The sequence below is a fragment of the Pseudoalteromonas sp. TB51 genome, from assembly GCF_000498055.1.
In the GTDB taxonomy this organism is placed as follows: domain Bacteria; phylum Pseudomonadota; class Gammaproteobacteria; order Enterobacterales; family Alteromonadaceae; genus Pseudoalteromonas; species Pseudoalteromonas atlantica.
In genome coordinates this window covers 1-17498 of record NZ_AUTO01000208.1, presented here as the reverse complement: position 1 = coordinate 17498, position 17498 = coordinate 1, and the positions used below count along the sequence as shown (strand labels likewise).

The following is a 17498-nucleotide window of genomic DNA, read 5'->3' as shown; positions in this document are numbered from 1 at the left end:
GGGCGCTATGTTTTTTAATATGCTCGTGTTTGAGCTGCGCTATTTTGTGCGTCAGCCTTCGTTTTATGTGACCTCATTAATATTCTTTTTTATGGCGTTTTTTATAAGCTCCAGTAGTAAGTTTCCGCTAGGTGGGGCTAATGTTCATATGAACTCGCCTTATACCATTATGGTTTTAACGGTTACCTTTTGTACGCTTGCTATGTTTTTAGTGGTTAACTTTGTTGCAAGCTCAGCGATTCGCAACAGCGAGACCAAAATGGATGAGCTGGTGTTTAGTAAGCCCGTTAACCCGCTTGCTTATCAATCAGGGCGTTTTTTTGGTTCTTACTTAGTTGTACTTATCGTGTTTTTAAGCGTGCCACTAGGCGTATTTTTGGGGTCTCAGTTTGGCTTGTTGGTTGGCTGGCTTGATAGTGAGCTAGTAGGCCCTAATAAGTTTATATATTACGCTGCACCTTTTTTATATTTAGCGGTGCCAAGCTTATTGGTGCTCAGTGCTATTTTTAATAGTGTGGCGGTTTATTTTAAAACCATAATGGCGGTATATGTAACGGCCGTGGTGATCTATATAAGTTACCAATTGGCGAGTATCTATTTTGACGATTTAGCGTTTAGAAATATTGTTGTTTACGCAGACCCATTTGGCACTGGTTCATTAATTGACTTAACCCGTTACTGGACTGTAAGTGATAAAAATACTGAAGTATTAACGCTTTCGGGCGATTTTTTAATTAACCGTATTTTATGGGTAGCACTAAGTTTAGCGATGTTTTTTGGCCTCGGAAAGTTAGCTAACCGCGTAGTCACTAAAAAACAGAAAAAGCAATTTGCTGTCTCTACGTTTGTAAAAAATAAACAAGCAGCACTTATTAGCAGCGCTAAAAATTACAAGTCAAAAGGGGTCAATACGCAATCGCAATTAGTAATGCGCAGCTTATTTGAGCTTAAGCAGGTTATATTAAGTGCTCCTTTTATGATTTTAGCGGGTGTCAGTATTATTACGTTACTCGCACCACTTTTTGCGCCTATTGGCGCATATGGCACAACAGATTGGCCGCTCACACAAAACATGGTGGGCATTATTCAAAACGCCTCCGCTATATTTATGTTTATTATTATTGCTTATTACAGCGCAGAGCTGGTTTGGCGAGAACGCCACAGTGGTATGGGCGATATTGTTGACAGCTACCCGGTGCATAACAGTGTGTTTTGGGTATCTAAAATTATTGCGTTAATCACTGCAGTTTGTGGTCTTTATTTAGTAGGCATGATGTTTACCATTGCGGTGCAACTATTTAAGGGGCAATTTAACCTAGAGCTTGGCCAATACTTATTTAGGTTGGGTTACCTTACATTATTGCCTTTAATTATGATGGCTATTTTGGCGTTCTTTTTACAAATAATTAGCCCTAATAAATACATAGGTATGGGTTTATTTATTCTGTATTACATTGCTCAAATGGTAATGGGTGCTTACGGGTTTGAGCATCATATGTATCATTTTTCACAAAGCAGCAGCGTACCGTATTCAGACATAAACGGTTACGGGCATTTTTTACAAGGCGCGCATTGGTATACCCTATATTGGGGTGCATTGAGTGTGTTTTTAGCTATTGTAGGCTTTGCTTTATGGCACCGTGGTCCATCGCAAACATTGCGTACGCGTTTATCTTTAGTGCGTTACAACATGTCTTTAAAAGGCCAGATTGCAGCCGTTATAAGTTTATTGGTATTTGTGGGCGCGGGTTATAACATTTATTACAACACCCGTGTAATCAATGAGTTTGTAACAAGTGATGATAACGAAGCGCTACAAGTAAGGTATGAGCAAGAGTTCTCACAATACAAAGACTTGCCACTGCCTATAATAACTGATGTTGATTTACACATTGATATTTATCCTAAAAAACGTGCTTTAAATGCCGTGGCTAAAATTAAGTTTACCAATACCGCAAACGAGCCANGCGGGCGGAAAAATAGTTGAGCGTTTAACCGATTTTGGCATGGTATGGTTTGAGTTTGAACAACCGCTAATGCCTAATGAAGTACGCGAAGGTGAGCTTTCAGTTTCTCGTGAACACGACGGTTTTGTTGATAGAGGATCTGATACTCAACTCGTGCATAACGGTACATTTGTAAATAATAGAGAATTATTACCAAATTTTGGTTATCAAAAGTATTTTCAAATTGCGGATAAGTATGAGCGCCGTAAGCACGATTTACCCGAGCTTGAACGTGCACATAAACTAGAAGACAGCCGCTATTATACGCAAAATGAGTTTGGGCCTGCTAATGGATTTATAAACTACAAGGCAACGGTAACCACCGATGAGTCACAATTTGCTATTACACCTGGTTACTTAAAAAGTGAGAGTGTAAAAGACGGACGACGTACTTTTGTTTATGAAATGGATTCCCCTATTATAAACTTTTATTCTGTTCTTTCGGCGGAGCTTGAAAGCAAAAAGGTTGAACATAACGGTGTAAATATTGAGGTGTACTACCACAAAGATCATGCATGGAATGTTGACCGTATGATTGAGTCGGTACAAGACTCAATAGATTACTACAAGCAAGCCTTTGGGCCATATCAGCATAAGCAGTTACGTATTATTGAATTTCCTAAGTATCGCTCGTTTGCGCAAAGTTTTGCCAATACGGTACCTTACTCAGAAAGTATTGGCTTTATTACAGACTTAAGAGATGAGAGTAAAGTTGACCTACCTTACTATGTAACCGCACATGAAGTTGCACACCAATGGTGGGGGCATCAAGTATCTGGGGCTAATGTAGAAGGCAGTGCCGTTATTTCTGAATCGCTCTCCCAATACAGTGCGCTTATGGTGCTAAAAAAACGCTTTGGCGCCGAGAAGCTTCGTAAATTCTTAAAGTACGAGTTAGATAAATACTTAATGGGCCGCACAGGCGAAGCCTTTGAAGAAATGCCGCTGTATAAAACGCAGTCTCAACAATATCTTCATTACAATAAAGGCTCAGTTGCGATGATGGCGATTTATGACCGATTAGGGGAAGAGCGCTTAAATGCAGCACTTAAAGCGTTTTTGAATGAGTTTAAATACCAGTCAACGCCATACCCAACTACGCTTGATTTACTTAGCTATTTAAAACAAGACGCAACGCAAGCGGAGCAACGTTTTATTGATGATCAGTTTAAATATATAACGCTTTATGAGCTTGAAATGAAAGCAGTTTCGGTTACAGATGATGTTGATAGCGAAGGTTTTTATACAGTAACACTGAGCGTTGAAGCAACTAAGCAGCATGCCGATGGACAAGGTGAAGAAACCGAGCAACCACTCGATGAGCGAATTGATATTGCATTATTTAGCGATGATCCTGAAAACCTTCTCGCTGAAGACTTTGTGATTTACTCGCAAAAGCATCAAATAGTCTCTGGTACTAATGCTATTGAGCTCAAAGTAAAAGAAAAGCCAGTGTACGCAGGGGTTGACCCGTACATTAAGCTTGTAGATAAAGACAGTAAAAACAACCTAGCTAAGTTTTAACGATTAACGATTAGTAATTAACTTAAAGGCCGCATTTAATGCGGCCTTTTTTGTTTTAGCGAATTACTAATACCAATGCGCAATAAAGCTTAATAAAGCGAATTAGCATATTGGTAAAAAGAGGTAATAGCAGCGAGGAGCTCGGGGGTTAACTGAAGTGGGTTTTATAGTAAGGTGCTTTAGTCGCTAAAATTAAAAGGCGCTGTGAGTATTTAGGTGCCCTAAACGAGAAAAGGGCCAAAAGGCCCTTAGTGTTGCAGCAAGTAACACATTTTGTTTTAAAGCGTAAAGTCTACAGCGTAGCCTACGTAAACTTTAACATCTGACTCATCCATGTCGGTGTCAGATACGCCAAAAGTAAAACCATCTTTTGATACAGAGATACCGTAATCAATAATATTATCATCGCCTATAAAGTCGCCAGAGTAGTGACCTAAGTGCAGCGCAACCTCAGTACCATTGCTGCCAACAGCAAAGCTGTAATCGGCATTTAGATATAATGAATCGCCAAAGTCGGTGCCATCGCCATCTGCCGCTGAAGTGGCAAGGATTGCAGCGCCAAAGGTGAAACCTTCTGCGCTGATGCTACCGTAAATTTCAGAGAAATCAGCATCTGCCTCAGAAGCTGCATCTGGGTAAGCGTAATAAATGTAACCTACATCGTAGCTAAATGTGTCGTTAATATCGCCACCAAAACCCGCGTAAACATCAAGCTCGTAAGTCATTTCATCGGCCCATGAAGCATTTGATGCCCAAGTACCTACATAAAAGCCTGACTCGTCAGCGTAATCAATACCGCCAGAAATAGCAGCATCGCCCCCAGTTTGCTCTTGACCACGCCATAAGTAGTTAGACGTAGCCGCTGCGTTTGCTGTTACTTCTGCATGTACGGCTGTTGATGTTAAAGATGTAGCACCTAATAAAGCTATTGCGCTAATTGCGATGGTTTTTTTTAGTTTTAGCATGTCCATTTCCCGTTATATGATTTTTATCGCCTAGGTTTTTATTCTCTTATTGGCAACCCTTTGACTGGCGGTGTTTTATTGTTTAACTGGGAATGCAATTGCACTGTATGTGCCAGCTTAAAATAATTTCTATAAAACTGTTTTTTTACTTTTATAAAACAATATGTTGAGAAGTTCTAGAAGAGGGGATGATTGAGGAGGTTAATTAAAAAACGCACACTGCTGGTGCATAAATTAACCTAACTGCACCAGAAAAATACAGTTAGGTTAGGTAGATTTAGCCAAATATAGTGCGCATAAGACTAATTGTTTCGTTTACTCCGCGGCCTTTTTGTACTTCGCTAATAATAGAGTCGCGTTTGCTACGAATATGCTCGGGAATGTCATCGGCTGCAAGTGCACGGTCTACAAGTATTTCGGCTGACTCTTTACCTCTGCGCTGTGGTTTTCCTGCACTTGTTGTGCTGCGTTTAGGTTTATTTAATAGCTTAATATAATTTGAGTTGTCGGCCGTGCTGGCATCTGCATAGTAAAAAAAGCACGGTAATAACGCTTTTATACTAACTAGTTGCTCTTCTAGTTCATTGCTGCCATTAGCCATTTTAAACCACGACATAGCATGAATGCTTTGTACTATATCTTGCCAGTAGCGCTCAAAGTCGCGATTGTTTAATTTTGTAATACCTAAAGCTGCGCATAATGCATCAAGACGGCTATTACTAATCGGCGTAAACACATCTGGGCGGCGCATTGCTAATAAACGTGTAGCAGGAGCAAGGGTTGGCTTTTCATCGCTACCGTTAAAGGCAAGTAAATAAGCAACAACAAACTGTTGGTAATCAGCTTCGCTCACATCACCTTCAAGCGGGATGTTAGCAAGTGCATCGTCAAACGCGCCAGGCAAGTCGGCTAGCATTTGATGAAAACCCTTTGCACTTTTGGTTGATGCGAACCATTCAACATCAAAGTTATAGGTGCTTGGGTCGAGCGTGGCAGTGTGTTTACCACTAAATGCCAGTAAATCCTCTGGGATCATATCTTTTAGTGCTTGCTCACGAATGCTTTGCAAATACGTAGTAAGGCGAAGCTGTTCGTCGAGTGCAATAAGTTCTTTATGTTGTTCTACAAACATACTAATAACAGGCCAAGGTGCTACACGTAGTGTTTTAAGCTGTAAAAAGCTAATTGCAGAGGTTAACTGGTCATGCAGCTTTTTTAAAACTGGCAGTTGTTGTGGCTCTAGTAAATCGTAATTTATACGGTCTTTACTTGCACTTAGCAGCTCATAACACCAGCCTAAGAAATCCTCTGGGTGGTTTTCTACTTTCACGGCCATTAGGTTTAGGCTTAGTTCTGAAGCTTGCTTCAAGATGTTTTGGTAAATTTGACTTTCTTGTTCGCCTAGCGCCATTTTTGACGGTGAAATTAGCAGTTTTTTCATGCCTTGTAGAGTCTCCGAGTAGATACATTTTTTAGCTGCTTTATTTTAGCGCAAATACGCCAATAGCAACAGGGCCGTGCATCATACCTAACAATTCAAGGGATGCAATGTTGTAGGGTTTAATACTTAATTAGATTTAAACTTGATGAGCTTTACTTTTAGTCACCAATTTCGCAACGTTTACTTTTAAGCATAAATTCATTTCAAATTAAATAAATTACAATAAAGTGCTTTTTTGTCACAACGACAATGATTTTAAAGCTAACACTCGCTATGATAAGAACATTATTTGCACGTTTGAAAGGATGATCATGAAGACCTTACTCAAAATTGTTGGTGTAATACTCTTACTTTGTATTGCGTTAATTATTGCCGCTCCGTTTTTAATCCCAACCGATACTATTTTTAATAAAGTATCTGAGCAGGTTGAAAAAACAACAGGGCGCACACTTACTATTAAAGGTGATAAAACGCTTAGTGTATTTCCTGCATTAAAGTTAGAGCTTAACGATGTGCACTTTGCAAACATGCAGACAGGCTCGCGCGACGACATGGCAAGTATGGAGCAATTAGCTGTGCATATACCATGGTTATCGTTATTTGGCGGCGAATTCAAACTTGATAAGTTTGTTATTAACGAGCCCAATATTTTATTAGAAACTGATAAAAACGGTAAAGCTAACTGGCAGTTGTTTGATGCTGTAGCAGAGCAGCCGCAAGAGCAAACTCAATCAGGCGAGTCAGTTAAACTACCAGAGAACTTTGATATAGAGTTAGGTGAAGTGGCTATTTACGGTGGTACCTTTACTTACCTAGATGGGCAAACAGGCGCTAAACAACAAATTAGTGACTTGGAATTGGCTATTTTACTTCCTTCACTACGTAAAACACTAGAGATCAAAGGCGGCATTACATATATGCAAGAGCGCTTTGAGCTAGATGTAAAGCTTGATACGCCGGCAAAGGCAATTGAAGGGGCGACATTTGAGGTTACTCAAAGCGTAGACTCTCGCTTGGTCGATCTTACTTTTAACGGCAGTATTGCTCGCCAAGGTAAAGATATAAAAGGTGAGTTAGCGCTAAGTGGCGACTCTGTTAAGGAGCTAGCAACTTGGCAAGGGGTAGACTTAAACGCTAAAGAAAATGCATTTAATGCGTTTAGTGTAAACGGTAAAATGCATCTTATAGATGATACGTTTAACTTAGAAGAGCTGATTGCTACCCTAGATGAATTAGAGATTAAAGGAAAAAGTGAAGTAAACTTAGGCACTAAACTAGCGGTTAATGCTGATATAGACCTCGGTATGCTTGATTTGAATCCCTACTTACCGGAGGCAGTCGCTAAGCAGCAAGCGCCGCAAAGCGAAGAACCTAAAGCCGCGCAGCCGATTGTTTGGGACGATACTAAAATTGATTTAAGCGCATTAAATGCACTTAATGCTAATGTAGTTATTCGCTCAAGCGGTTTAAAAGCTAACGATATTGAGCTAGGTGCTAATCAATTTACAGTCGATTTAAACAACAGCGTTGCTAAATTAAGCTTAGATAGCTTTAAAGCATATGAGGGCACTGGTAAAGGGGTTATCAACATAAATGCGCAGCAAACGCCGTATAAAATAAGCACAAATTTTGATTTAGCCGACATAGACGCACAACCGTTACTCACTGATGCAGCTGGCTTTGATAAGCTCATGGGTAAAGGGTCATTAAATTGGAATTTAACCACAACTGGGCAAAGTCAAAAAACCTTTATTAATGCATTAAATGGCAAGGTTAGCTTTGAATTTGCCGATGGTGCTGTTAGAGGCGCAAACGTGGCTGAGATGGTTCGCAAAGGCAAAGAGCTTATTACGGGTAACCTTGGAGCTGTGAGTGAAGGGCTAGATACAGGCTTTGAAGAATCAGAGCAAACAGATTTTTCTGCGCTCACCGGTAGCTTTAACTTTACTAATGGCGTGGGCCATAATAACGACCTATCGCTGATGAGCCCACTTATTCGTATTACAGGTGAAGGCGATGTAGATTTGCCTAAAACCAATGTTGATTATCGCTTAGTGACCGGCATTGTTGATTCGATTGAAGGTCAAGGCACTACAGATGATAGTACAGGCTTTAAAATCCCACTGCGTATAGAAGGCCCATTTCATGACGTTGGCTTTAAGCTAGATGTAAGCAACGCGCTTAAAGATGAAGCAAAGCAAAAGCTCGATGACGCCAAAGAGAAAGCAAAAGAAAAAGCCAAGGACAAAGTTAAAGATAAACTAAAAGGTTTATTTGGCTAACTATTAAACCCCACAAATAAATAATTAAGGCGCTATTTGCGCCTTGATTGTTTTATAACCACTTGTAAAATAGCTACATAGCGGTTTTTACTCAGTTTTAATCTGTCCTTCCCTGAAATTAATTAAAAAATAACCTACCACTCACTAGCCAATGCTGGTACAATTGCCCGCCCTTAAGAGACAACTCTGTTGTTTTTTGAGTGGGATTTAATCGAAGTGCCTTGATTTTAAACAAATTTAAGGCAAGTTGTAATTACTACACCGGAGGTCATTAACATGATCCAAATGCAAACTCAGCTGGAAGTTGCTGATAACAGCGGCGCTCGCAAAGTGCAGTGTATAAAAGTCCTTGGTGGTTCACACCGTCGCTATGCGGCAGTTGGCGATATCATTAAAGTTTCTGTGAAAGAAGCTATTCCTCGCGGTAAAGTGAAGAAAGGTGATGTTAAAAACGCGGTAGTTGTGCGTACCAAAAAAGGCGTTCGTCGTCCGGACGGTTCTCTGATCCGTTTCGATAGCAATGCGGCTGTTATCTTAAATGATAACTTGCAGCCAATTGGTACTCGTATCTTCGGCCCTGTGACTCGTGAACTTCGTAATGATAAGTTCATGAAAATTGTTTCACTAGCCCCAGAAGTACTGTAAGGAGTCTATCATGGCAGCAAAAATCCGTCGTGATGACGAAGTAATCGTACTAGCAGGTAAAGACAAAGGTAAGCGCGGCAAAGTGCTTTCAGTTGTTACCGAGTCTGGTCGAGTATTTGTCGAAGGCATTAACTTAATCAAGAAACACCAAAAGCCGGTTCCACAATTGAACCAAGCTGGCGGCATTGTTGAGAAAGAAGCGTCTATCGACGTATCAAACGTTGCGATCTACAACTCGGAAACGAGTAAAGCAGATCGTGTAGGTTTCAAGATTGAAGATGGTAAGAAATTACGTATCTTTAAATCTACTGGTAAAACTATCTAATAGTTGGAGTAGAATGATGGCGAAACTGCATGAAGTATATAAAGACAAAGTAGTTGCTGAGCTTCAAGAGAAGTTTGGTTTCAGCTCTGTCATGCAAGTCCCTCAGATCGAAAAGATCACATTAAATATGGGCGTGGGCGAAGCCCTAGCTGACAAGAAGATTTTAGATAACGCTGTTGCGGATCTAGAAGCTATCGCTGGTCAGAAACCTTTAATCACTAAAGCACGCAAATCTGTTGCTGGCTTCAAAGTGCGTGAAGGCTACCCAATAGGCTGTAAAGTAACCTTACGCGGCGAGCGTATGTGGGACTTTTTTGAGCGTTTGGTATCAATCGCTATCCCACGTATCCGTGACTTCCGTGGTGTGAGTGCTAAGTCTTTTGATGGACGTGGTAACTACAGCATGGGCGTACGTGAACAAATCATCTTCCCAGAAATTGATTACGATAAAGTAGACCGTGTACGCGGTATGGATATCACAATCACAACTTCTGCGAAATCTGATGAGGAAGGCCGTGCGTTGTTAGAAGCGTTTAACTTCCCATTCAAGAAATAAGGGTAGGGTTATGGCAAAGAATTCTATGAAAGCGCGCGAAGCAAAGCGCACTAAACTAGTTGCTCAGTACGCTGAAAAGCGTGCAGCACTAAAAGCTATCATCAGCGATGTTAACGCATCTGAAGATGATCGTTGGGACGCGGTACTTAAGCTTCAAGCTTTACCACGTGATTCTAGCCCTGCACGTCAACGTAATCGTTGTAACATTACGGGCCGCCCACATGGTTTCCTTCGCAAATTCGGCATGAGCCGTATTAAAGTTCGCGAAGCAGCTATGCGCGGTGAAATTCCTGGCCTTAAAAAGGCTAGCTGGTAATAGTATCACGGGAGTAAGACTATGAGCTTGCAAGATCCTATCGCGGATTTGTTTACACGTATCCGTAACGGTCAATCAGCGAAGAAAGTATCTGTAACGATGCCAACTTCAAAGCTGAAAGTAGCAGTAGCTAAAGTATTAAAAGACGAAGGTTACATCGCAGATTTCGCTGTAAACAGCGAAGCGAAACCTGAGCTTTCTATCGAGTTGAAATACTTCGAAGGCAAAGCTGTAATTGAAAATATCCAGCGTGTTAGCCGCCCTGGTCTACGTATCTATAAGAAACGTGACGAATTACCGAAGGTAATGGGTGGTCTTGGTATCGCTATCGTATCAACTTCTAAAGGCCTAATGACAGACCGCGCAGCACGTAGTGCTGGTGTTGGTGGTGAAATCATTGGCTTTGTAGCTTAATCGGAGGGGAACTATGTCTCGCATAGCAAAGGCACCAATCAATGTTCCTGCCGGTGTAGAAGTTACATTAAAAGGCCAGGACATCACAGTTAAAGGCAAAAACGGTGAACTTACTCGTACTATCAACAACGCTGTTGAAGTACAAGTTAACGACAACGTTATTACAACTTTACCTCGTGAAGGCGTAGCTAATGCATGGGCTCAAGCAGGTACTGCTCGCGCTCTAATCAATAACATGGTTGTTGGTACGCATGAAGGTTACGAGAAGAAACTTCAGTTAGTAGGTGTTGGTTACCGTGCTGCAGCTAAGGGTAAAGTTTTAGACTTAACACTTGGTTTCTCGCACCCAGTTAATTTCGAAGTTCCTGAGGGAATTACGATTGAAACTCCAAGCCAAACAGAAGTTCTAGTTAAGGGCGTAGATAAGCAGTTAGTTGGTCAAACAGCTGCTAACATTCGTGCATACCGTAAACCTGAGCCTTATAAAGGTAAAGGTGTTCGTTATTCAGATGAGAATGTACGCCGTAAAGAGGCTAAGAAGAAGTAAGGTAAGACGATGGATAAAAAAACAGCTCGTCTACGTCGTGCTAAACGCACTCGTAGAAATTATATTGAACAAGGCACAACGCGTCTTGTTATCCACCGCACGCCACGTCACATTTACGCTCAAGTAGTTAATGCTGAGGGTACTGTACTGGCTGCTGCTTCTACTGTTGAGAAAGCTATTAGCGAAACAGTTAAAGGCACAGGCAACGTTTCAGCTGCACAAGCAGTTGGTAAAGCGGTTGCAGAACGTGCGGCTGACAAAGGCATCGAAAAGATTGCTTTTGATCGCAGTGGCTTTAAATATCACGGCCGTGTGAAGGCGCTAGCTGATGCTGCGCGTGAAGCCGGTTTGCAATTCTAGGAGTAGACAATGGCTAACGTAGAAGCAAAGCAACAACAGCCTGATTTAGCTGAAAAGCTAATCGCGGTAAACCGTGTGTCTAAAGTAGTTAAAGGTGGTCGTATCTTTAGCTTCACTGCACTAACTGTAGTTGGTGATGGCGCAGGTAAAGTAGGTTTTGGTTATGGTAAAGCTCGTGAAGTTCCAGCTGCTATTCAAAAAGCAATGGAAAAAGCACGTCGCAACATGATCAATGTAGACCTAAATGGCAACACATTACAGCATCCTGTTAAAGGACGTCATGCTGGCTCACAAGTGTTCATGAAACCAGCATCTGAAGGTACTGGTATCATCGCAGGTGGTGCTATGCGTGCAGTACTAGAAGTTACTGGTGTGCAGAACGTACTTTCTAAATGTTACGGTTCTACCAACCCGATCAACGTAGTACGTGCAACGATTCAAGCTCTAGAGAACATGAACTCTCCTGAGTCAATCGCTGCTAAACGTGGTCTGCGCGTAGACGAAATTCTGGGGTAACCATGGCAAATAAAACTGTAAAAGTAACACAAGTAAAGAGCTCTATCGGTCGTTTACCGAAGCATAAAGCTACATTACGCGGTCTTGGTTTACGTCGTATCAACCACACTGTTGAGTTAGAAGACACAGCATGTGTGCGTGGTATGATCAACCGAGTTTCTTACATGGTTAAGGTAGAGGGTTAATTTCATGCATTTGAATACACTTTCACCTGCTGCAGGTTCTAAAACTGCTCCAAAACGTGTTGGTCGTGGTATCGGTTCTGGTCTTGGTAAGACTGGTGGCCGTGGTCACAAAGGTCAAAAATCACGTTCTGGCGGTAAAGTACGCGTTGGTTTTGAAGGCGGTCAAATGCCTATGCAACGTCGTCTACCTAAATTTGGTTTCACTTCACGCAAATCGTTAGTATCTGCAGAAGTAAACCTTTTTGAAATCGCTAAAGTTGAAGGCGATGTGGTAGACCTAAACGCGTTACAAGCAGCTGGTCTAGTTAAAAAGAACGTTCTGTTCGTTAAAGTTGTTAAATCTGGCGAAGTTTCACGCGCTGTTACCGTTAAAGGCCTTAAGGCTTCTAAAGGTGCTCGCGAAGCTATTGAAGCTGCCGGAGGCAAGGTAGAAGACTAAGGAAGTACTAATGGCTAAACCAGGTCAAGATACACAAAGTGCACAAAGTGGACTTTCGGAATTGAAGCGTCGATTACTATTTGTTTTAGGTGCTATCATTATTTACCGTCTAGGTTCATTTGTGCCAATCCCTGGGATTGACGCCGCTGTACTTGCCGATTTCTTCGAGCAACAAAAGGGCACCATTGTTGAGATGTTCAACATGTTTAGCGGTGGTGCGCTTGAGCGAGCTTCAGTGTTAGCACTGGGTATTATGCCGTATATCTCGGCTTCGATTATTACGCAACTATTAACGCATATGTATCCTCCGTTTATAGAGCTTAAGAAAGAAGGTGAGCAAGGGCGTAAAAAAATTAGCCAGTACACACGCTACGGCACGCTTGTGCTTGCTACTATCCAATCAATCGGTATTGCAACTAGCTTACCGGGCATGATGGAAGGGTTAGTTGTTAACCCGGGTCTCGGTTTCTATTTCACCGCAGTGGTGAGTTTAGTAACTGGTACTATGTTCCTAATGTGGTTGGGCGAACAAATAACAGAGCGCGGTATCGGTAACGGTATCTCAGTTCTAATATTTGTTGGTATTGTAGCTAACCTGCCGTCTGCTATTGGTTCGACAGCCGAAATGGCGCGCCAAGGTGATTTGAATGTTTTTGTACTGTTGATGGTTGCGGTTATAGTATTCGCTGTTACTTATCTTGTAGTGTTTTTCGAACGTGGACAACGTCGTATCGTTGTTAACTACGCTAAACGCCAACAAGGTCGTCAAGTATTTGCTGCTCAAAGCACGCATTTACCACTAAAAGTAAACATGGCGGGTGTTATTCCACCAATCTTCGCTAGCAGTATAATTCTGTTCCCTGGTACAATTGCAAGCTGGTTCGGCCAGGGTGAAGGTCCGGTCGCTGATGTGCTACAAGCTATTGCAACAACGTTGACTCCAGGTCAGCCTTTGTATGCGATGGTGCTAGCAGCAGCTATCATCTTCTTCTGCTTTTTCTACACAGCGTTGGTTTTTAACCCGCGTGAGACAGCAGACAACCTGAAGAAATCTGGCGCATTTATCCCAGGTATTCGTCCAGGTGAGCAGACATCTAAATACATTGATAAAGTGATGACACGCCTGACATTGGCAGGTGCTTTGTATATAACCTTTATCTGTCTGGTGCCCGAATTCATGACTATGGCATGGCAAACGCCATTCTATTTCGGCGGTACATCAATTTTGATTATCGTTGTAGTAATCATGGACTTTATGGCACAAGTACAGACTCACCTGATGTCACATCAGTATGATTCTGTGCTGAAAAAAGCGAACCTTAAAGGCTACGGCCGATAAGGTCAGTTTACGGAGTTGAGCAATGAAAGTACGTGCTTCCGTTAAGAAAATATGCCGTAACTGTAAAGTTATTAAACGTGCTGGTGTAGTACGCGTAATTTGCAGTGAGCCTAAGCATAAGCAAAGGCAAGGCTAAGTAAACAGTCGTGCAGGCTGAGATTTCTCGGCCTGTGTTTTTAGTTGTGATTTGGTCTTCGTTTGAGTATCCTTACGGGCTTTTCAAACTTTTGATTACCAAATTCAAATATAGGAGATGTGTTAGTGGCCCGTATCGCTGGCATTAACGTCCCTGATCATAAACATGCAGTTATTGGTTTAACAGCTATTTATGGCATAGGTAAGACTCGCTCTAAGGCTATCTTAGAAGCGACTGGTATCGCCGAGACCACAAAAATCGGTGAACTTTCAGACGAAACTCTTGACGTACTGCGTGATGCAGTTGGCAAGTACACTGTAGAAGGTGACCTTCGTCGTGAAGTTACTCTAAATATCAAGCGCCTTATGGACCTTGGTTGTTTCCGTGGCCTACGTCACCGTCGCTCTTTACCACTACGTGGTCAAAGAACAAAGACTAACGCGCGTACCCGTAAGGGTCCTCGTAAGCCTATTAAGCGATAAGGGGATAGTATTATGGCTAAGACACCAATTCGTCGTAAAAAGGTTAAAAAGCAAGTTGCTGATGGTATGGCTCATGTTCATGCGTCTTTCAACAACACTATTGTAACAATTACCGACCGTCAAGGTAATGCACTATCATGGGCTACTGCCGGTGGTTCAGGTTTCCGTGGTTCACGTAAATCTACACCATTTGCTGCTCAGGTTGCTGCAGAGCGTGCAGGTACTGCTGCTCAAGAATACGGTTTAAAAAATCTAGAAGTTTTCATTAAAGGTCCAGGTCCAGGTCGTGAATCTGCTGTACGTGCTTTGAATGCTGCTGGTTACCGTATCACCAACATTACTGACGTGACGCCAATACCACACAATGGTTGTCGTCCACCGAAGAAACGTCGCGTTTAACAATAGGTTAGGAGAAATAACATGGCAAGATATTTGGGCCCTAAGCTCAAGCTGAGTCGTCGTGAAGGTACTGACCTGTTCCTTAAGAGCGGCGTAAGAGCTATCGACTCTAAGTGTAAACTTGAGACTGCACCTGGTCAGCACGGCGCTCGTAAAGGTCGCTTATCTGATTACGGTTTACAATTACGTGAAAAGCAAAAAGTACGTCGTATCTACGGTGTATTAGAAAAGCAATTCCGTAATTACTACAAAGAAGCTGCTCGCCTTAAAGGTAATACAGGTGAAAACTTGTTACAGCTTTTAGAGCAACGTTTAGACAATGTTGTATATCGCATGGGTTTTGCTAGCACACGGGCTGAAGCACGTCAGTTAGTAAGCCACAAAGCGATTTTAGTTAATGGTCGTGTTGTGAACATTCCTTCATACGTAATTGCTCCAGAAGATACTGTAGTAATCCGTGAGAAGTCTAAAACACAAGCACGTATCATCGCTGCTCTAGAGTTGGCTGAGCAACGTGAAAAGCCGACTTGGGTTGAAGTTGACGGTAAGAAATTGGAAGGTAGCTTTAAGCGCCTACCTGAGCGTTCAGATCTGTCTGCGGACATTAATGAACAACTAATCGTCGAACTTTACTCTAAGTAAAGTTAAGAGTTAAGAGAGGATAAAATGCAGGGTTCTGTTACAGAATTTCTAAAACCAAGGTTAGTCGATATCGACGCTATCAACCCAACGCGTTCTAAAGTAGTTTTAGAACCACTAGAGCGTGGCTTTGGCCATACTCTGGGTAATGCCTTACGCCGTATACTGTTATCATCTATGCCTGGATGTGCAGTAACTGAAGTTGAAATCGACGGTGTATTGCATGAGTACAGCGCGAAAGAAGGCGTACAAGAAGACATCATTGAAATACTACTAAACCTAAAAGGTCTAGCAGTAACGTTAGAAGGCAAAGATGAAGTTTTTCTGACCCTGACTAAATCTGGTGTAGGCCCTGTGACTGCGGCTGATATTCAGCACGATGGCGATGTAACAATTGCTAATCCAGATCACGTTATTTGTCATTTAACGACAGATAGCAGCGAGATCAGCATGCGTATTCGTGTTGAGCGTGGTCGTGGTTATGTGCCGGCATCTAGTCGTTTATCCTCTGATGACGATGAGCGTCCAATTGGTCGATTGCTGCTTGATGCATCATTCAGCCCAGTTGAACGTATTGCGTACTCGGTTGAATCAGCCCGTGTTGAGCAACGTACAGACTTAGACAAGTTAATCATTGATATGGAAACAAACGGCACCTTAGATCCTGAAGAAGCGATCCGCCGTGCGTCTACTATCTTAGCTGAGCAATTAGATGCATTCGTAGATTTACGTGATGTAACTGAGCCAGAAGAGAAAGAAGAGAAGCCAGAATTCGATCCTATTCTACTTCGTCCAGTTGATGATCTTGAACTAACAGTACGTTCAGCAAACTGTTTGAAAGCCGAGCAAATTCAATATATCGGTGATTTAGTTCAGCGCACTGAAGTTGAGCTTCTTAAAACGCCTAACCTAGGCAAGAAGTCTCTAACTGAAATAAAAGACGTGCTAGCTTCACGTGGTCTTTCTCTAGGCATGCGCCTAGAAAATTGGCCGCCTGCAAGCCTAGCTGAATAATCTAAATCACTATATTAGTTTAGTTAGAAGGATAGGGTCATGCGCCATCGTAAGAGTGGTCGTCAATTAAACCGTAACAGTAGCCATCGTAAAGCGATGTTCAGCAATATGGCAGGTTCTTTGGTGAAACATGAAATCATCAAAACTACTTTGCCTAAAGCGAAAGAGTTACGCCGTGTAATTGAACCTTTAATCACACTGGCTAAGACTGACAGTGTAGCAAATCGCCGTTTAGCGTTTGCTCGCACGCGTGATAATGAAGTAGTTGGTAAATTGTTCAGCGAAATCGGTCCTCGTAATACAGACCGTCCAGGTGGTTACACTCGTATTCTTAAGTGTGGCTTCCGTGCTGGTGATAATGCACCAATGGCTTATATTGAACTAGTAGGTCGCCCAGCGACTAACGAAGAAGTTCAAGAAGACGCGCAGTCTGCAGAGTAAGTCTTTAAAGAGACACCAAAAAGCCGAGCTTAATGCTCGGCTTTTTAATGCCTAAAATTTGACATCCCTCCAAATAGTTACTTGATAATTACCTATTACCTATTACCTATTACCTATTACCTATTACCTATTACCTATTACCTATTACCTATTACCTATTACCTATTACCTATTACCTTCATTCTGTTAAACCGACTTAGTTAAACCAATGTAGTTATAAAGCCTGTATTTTCAAAAAGCTTAATTAAGCGGTAACCCTCTAAGTAGAGCTTATAAGGTTTGTAAAACATACCCCAGACTGTAGATGTACAGTGTAATTTGGATAGTGGTAAAGCAAATTAGCCAATCAAACAGAGATATTTTATTTTAACTCGCTAATTTAGTGAGCTTAAGGCTACTTTTAGTAGGGTTTTTGAGCGTTTAGCTCAAATACTCAGCGAACAGTCATTTATTTCAAGTTTTCTTCAAAAAAGGGTTGATCTGTTTTCGGATCTCCCTATAATGCGACCCCACTGAGACGGCAGAGC

At 41.9% G+C, this 17498-nt stretch carries 20 protein-coding genes and 1 pseudogene; 19 read left to right on the top strand and 2 right to left on the bottom strand.

The window, feature by feature from the left end:
* Positions 1-7 precede the first annotated feature (7 nt).
* Positions 8-3530, top strand: a pseudogene (locus tag L650_RS0111130) (ABC transporter permease/M1 family aminopeptidase).
* Between the two features lie 278 nt (positions 3531-3808).
* On the opposite strand, the gene L650_RS0111125 reads toward L650_RS0111130, so the two are convergent.
* Positions 3809-4495, bottom strand: coding sequence for a TorF family putative porin (locus tag L650_RS0111125; protein WP_004589216.1), 687 nt, complete (start codon positions 4493-4495; stop codon positions 3809-3811).
* A 277-nt stretch (positions 4496-4772) separates the two neighbouring features.
* Positions 4773-5936, bottom strand: a complete 1164-nt coding sequence (locus tag L650_RS0111120) for a hypothetical protein (protein ID WP_029773141.1) — start codon at positions 5934-5936, stop codon at positions 4773-4775.
* A 311-nt stretch (positions 5937-6247) separates the two neighbouring features.
* On the opposite strand from L650_RS0111120, the gene L650_RS0111115 reads away from it, so the two are divergent.
* From L650_RS0111115 to rplQ, 18 genes are all read left to right on the top strand, one after another.
* A complete protein-coding gene (locus L650_RS0111115) occupies positions 6248-8218 on the top strand; it encodes an AsmA family protein (protein ID WP_029773140.1) in 1971 nt (656 codons plus the stop codon).
* Positions 8219-8494: 276 nt separating this feature from the next.
* The gene (gene rplN / locus L650_RS0111110) at positions 8495-8863 is read left to right on the top strand and encodes a 50S ribosomal protein L14 (RefSeq protein ID WP_004589211.1); all 369 of its coding nucleotides are present in this window, start codon (positions 8495-8497) and stop codon (positions 8861-8863) included.
* 10 nt (positions 8864-8873) lie between these two features.
* The gene (gene rplX, locus L650_RS0111105; RefSeq protein WP_004589210.1) at positions 8874-9188 is read left to right on the top strand and encodes a 50S ribosomal protein L24; all 315 of its coding nucleotides are present in this window, start codon (positions 8874-8876) and stop codon (positions 9186-9188) included.
* A gap of 16 nt (positions 9189-9204) precedes the next feature.
* Positions 9205-9744 carry a 50S ribosomal protein L5 gene (gene rplE, locus L650_RS0111100; RefSeq protein WP_004589209.1) on the top strand — a complete coding sequence of 180 codons (540 nt, stop codon included), beginning with the start codon at positions 9205-9207 and terminating at the stop codon, positions 9742-9744.
* 10 nt (positions 9745-9754) lie between these two features.
* Positions 9755-10060: a 30S ribosomal protein S14 gene (gene rpsN / locus L650_RS0111095; RefSeq protein ID WP_004589208.1), complete on the top strand. Its 306-nt coding sequence runs from the start codon at positions 9755-9757 to the stop codon at positions 10058-10060.
* Positions 10061-10081: 21 nt separating this feature from the next.
* Positions 10082-10474, top strand: coding sequence for a 30S ribosomal protein S8 (gene rpsH / locus L650_RS0111090; protein WP_004589207.1), 393 nt, complete (start codon positions 10082-10084; stop codon positions 10472-10474).
* A 13-nt stretch (positions 10475-10487) separates the two neighbouring features.
* Positions 10488-11021 (top strand): 50S ribosomal protein L6, encoded by a 534-nt coding sequence (gene rplF / locus L650_RS0111085; protein ID WP_004589206.1) that lies wholly within the window; start codon positions 10488-10490, stop codon positions 11019-11021.
* Between the two features lie 9 nt (positions 11022-11030).
* Positions 11031-11381 (top strand): 50S ribosomal protein L18, encoded by a 351-nt coding sequence (gene rplR / locus L650_RS0111080; protein WP_004589205.1) that lies wholly within the window; start codon positions 11031-11033, stop codon positions 11379-11381.
* 9 nt (positions 11382-11390) lie between these two features.
* Entirely contained in the window at positions 11391-11897 is a 507-nt protein-coding gene (rpsE, locus tag L650_RS0111075; RefSeq protein WP_004589204.1) for a 30S ribosomal protein S5, read from the top strand.
* A 2-nt stretch (positions 11898-11899) separates the two neighbouring features.
* A complete protein-coding gene (gene rpmD, locus L650_RS0111070; RefSeq protein WP_004589203.1) occupies positions 11900-12082 on the top strand; it encodes a 50S ribosomal protein L30 in 183 nt (60 codons plus the stop codon).
* A gap of 4 nt (positions 12083-12086) precedes the next feature.
* Complete coding sequence (gene rplO, locus L650_RS0111065) at positions 12087-12521, top strand: 50S ribosomal protein L15 (protein ID WP_004589202.1); 435 nt, start codon at positions 12087-12089, stop codon at positions 12519-12521.
* 10 nt (positions 12522-12531) lie between these two features.
* A complete protein-coding gene (gene secY, locus L650_RS0111060) occupies positions 12532-13860 on the top strand; it encodes a preprotein translocase subunit SecY (RefSeq protein WP_004589201.1) in 1329 nt (442 codons plus the stop codon).
* Between the two features lie 22 nt (positions 13861-13882).
* Positions 13883-13996 (top strand): 50S ribosomal protein L36, encoded by a 114-nt coding sequence (gene rpmJ, locus L650_RS0111055; protein WP_002959476.1) that lies wholly within the window; start codon positions 13883-13885, stop codon positions 13994-13996.
* Positions 13997-14121: 125 nt separating this feature from the next.
* Positions 14122-14478: a 30S ribosomal protein S13 gene (rpsM, locus tag L650_RS0111050; RefSeq protein WP_004589200.1), complete on the top strand. Its 357-nt coding sequence runs from the start codon at positions 14122-14124 to the stop codon at positions 14476-14478.
* A gap of 12 nt (positions 14479-14490) precedes the next feature.
* The gene (rpsK, locus tag L650_RS0111045) at positions 14491-14877 is read left to right on the top strand and encodes a 30S ribosomal protein S11 (protein ID WP_002959471.1); all 387 of its coding nucleotides are present in this window, start codon (positions 14491-14493) and stop codon (positions 14875-14877) included.
* Positions 14878-14898: 21 nt separating this feature from the next.
* On the top strand, positions 14899-15519 hold the full coding sequence (gene rpsD / locus L650_RS0111040; RefSeq protein WP_004589199.1) for a 30S ribosomal protein S4: 621 nt from the start codon (positions 14899-14901) through the stop codon (positions 15517-15519).
* A 24-nt stretch (positions 15520-15543) separates the two neighbouring features.
* A complete protein-coding gene (locus L650_RS0111035; protein WP_004589198.1) occupies positions 15544-16530 on the top strand; it encodes a DNA-directed RNA polymerase subunit alpha in 987 nt (328 codons plus the stop codon).
* 39 nt (positions 16531-16569) lie between these two features.
* Entirely contained in the window at positions 16570-16971 is a 402-nt protein-coding gene (gene rplQ, locus L650_RS0111030) for a 50S ribosomal protein L17 (RefSeq protein ID WP_004589197.1), read from the top strand.
* Positions 16972-17498: the final 527 nt, after the last annotated feature.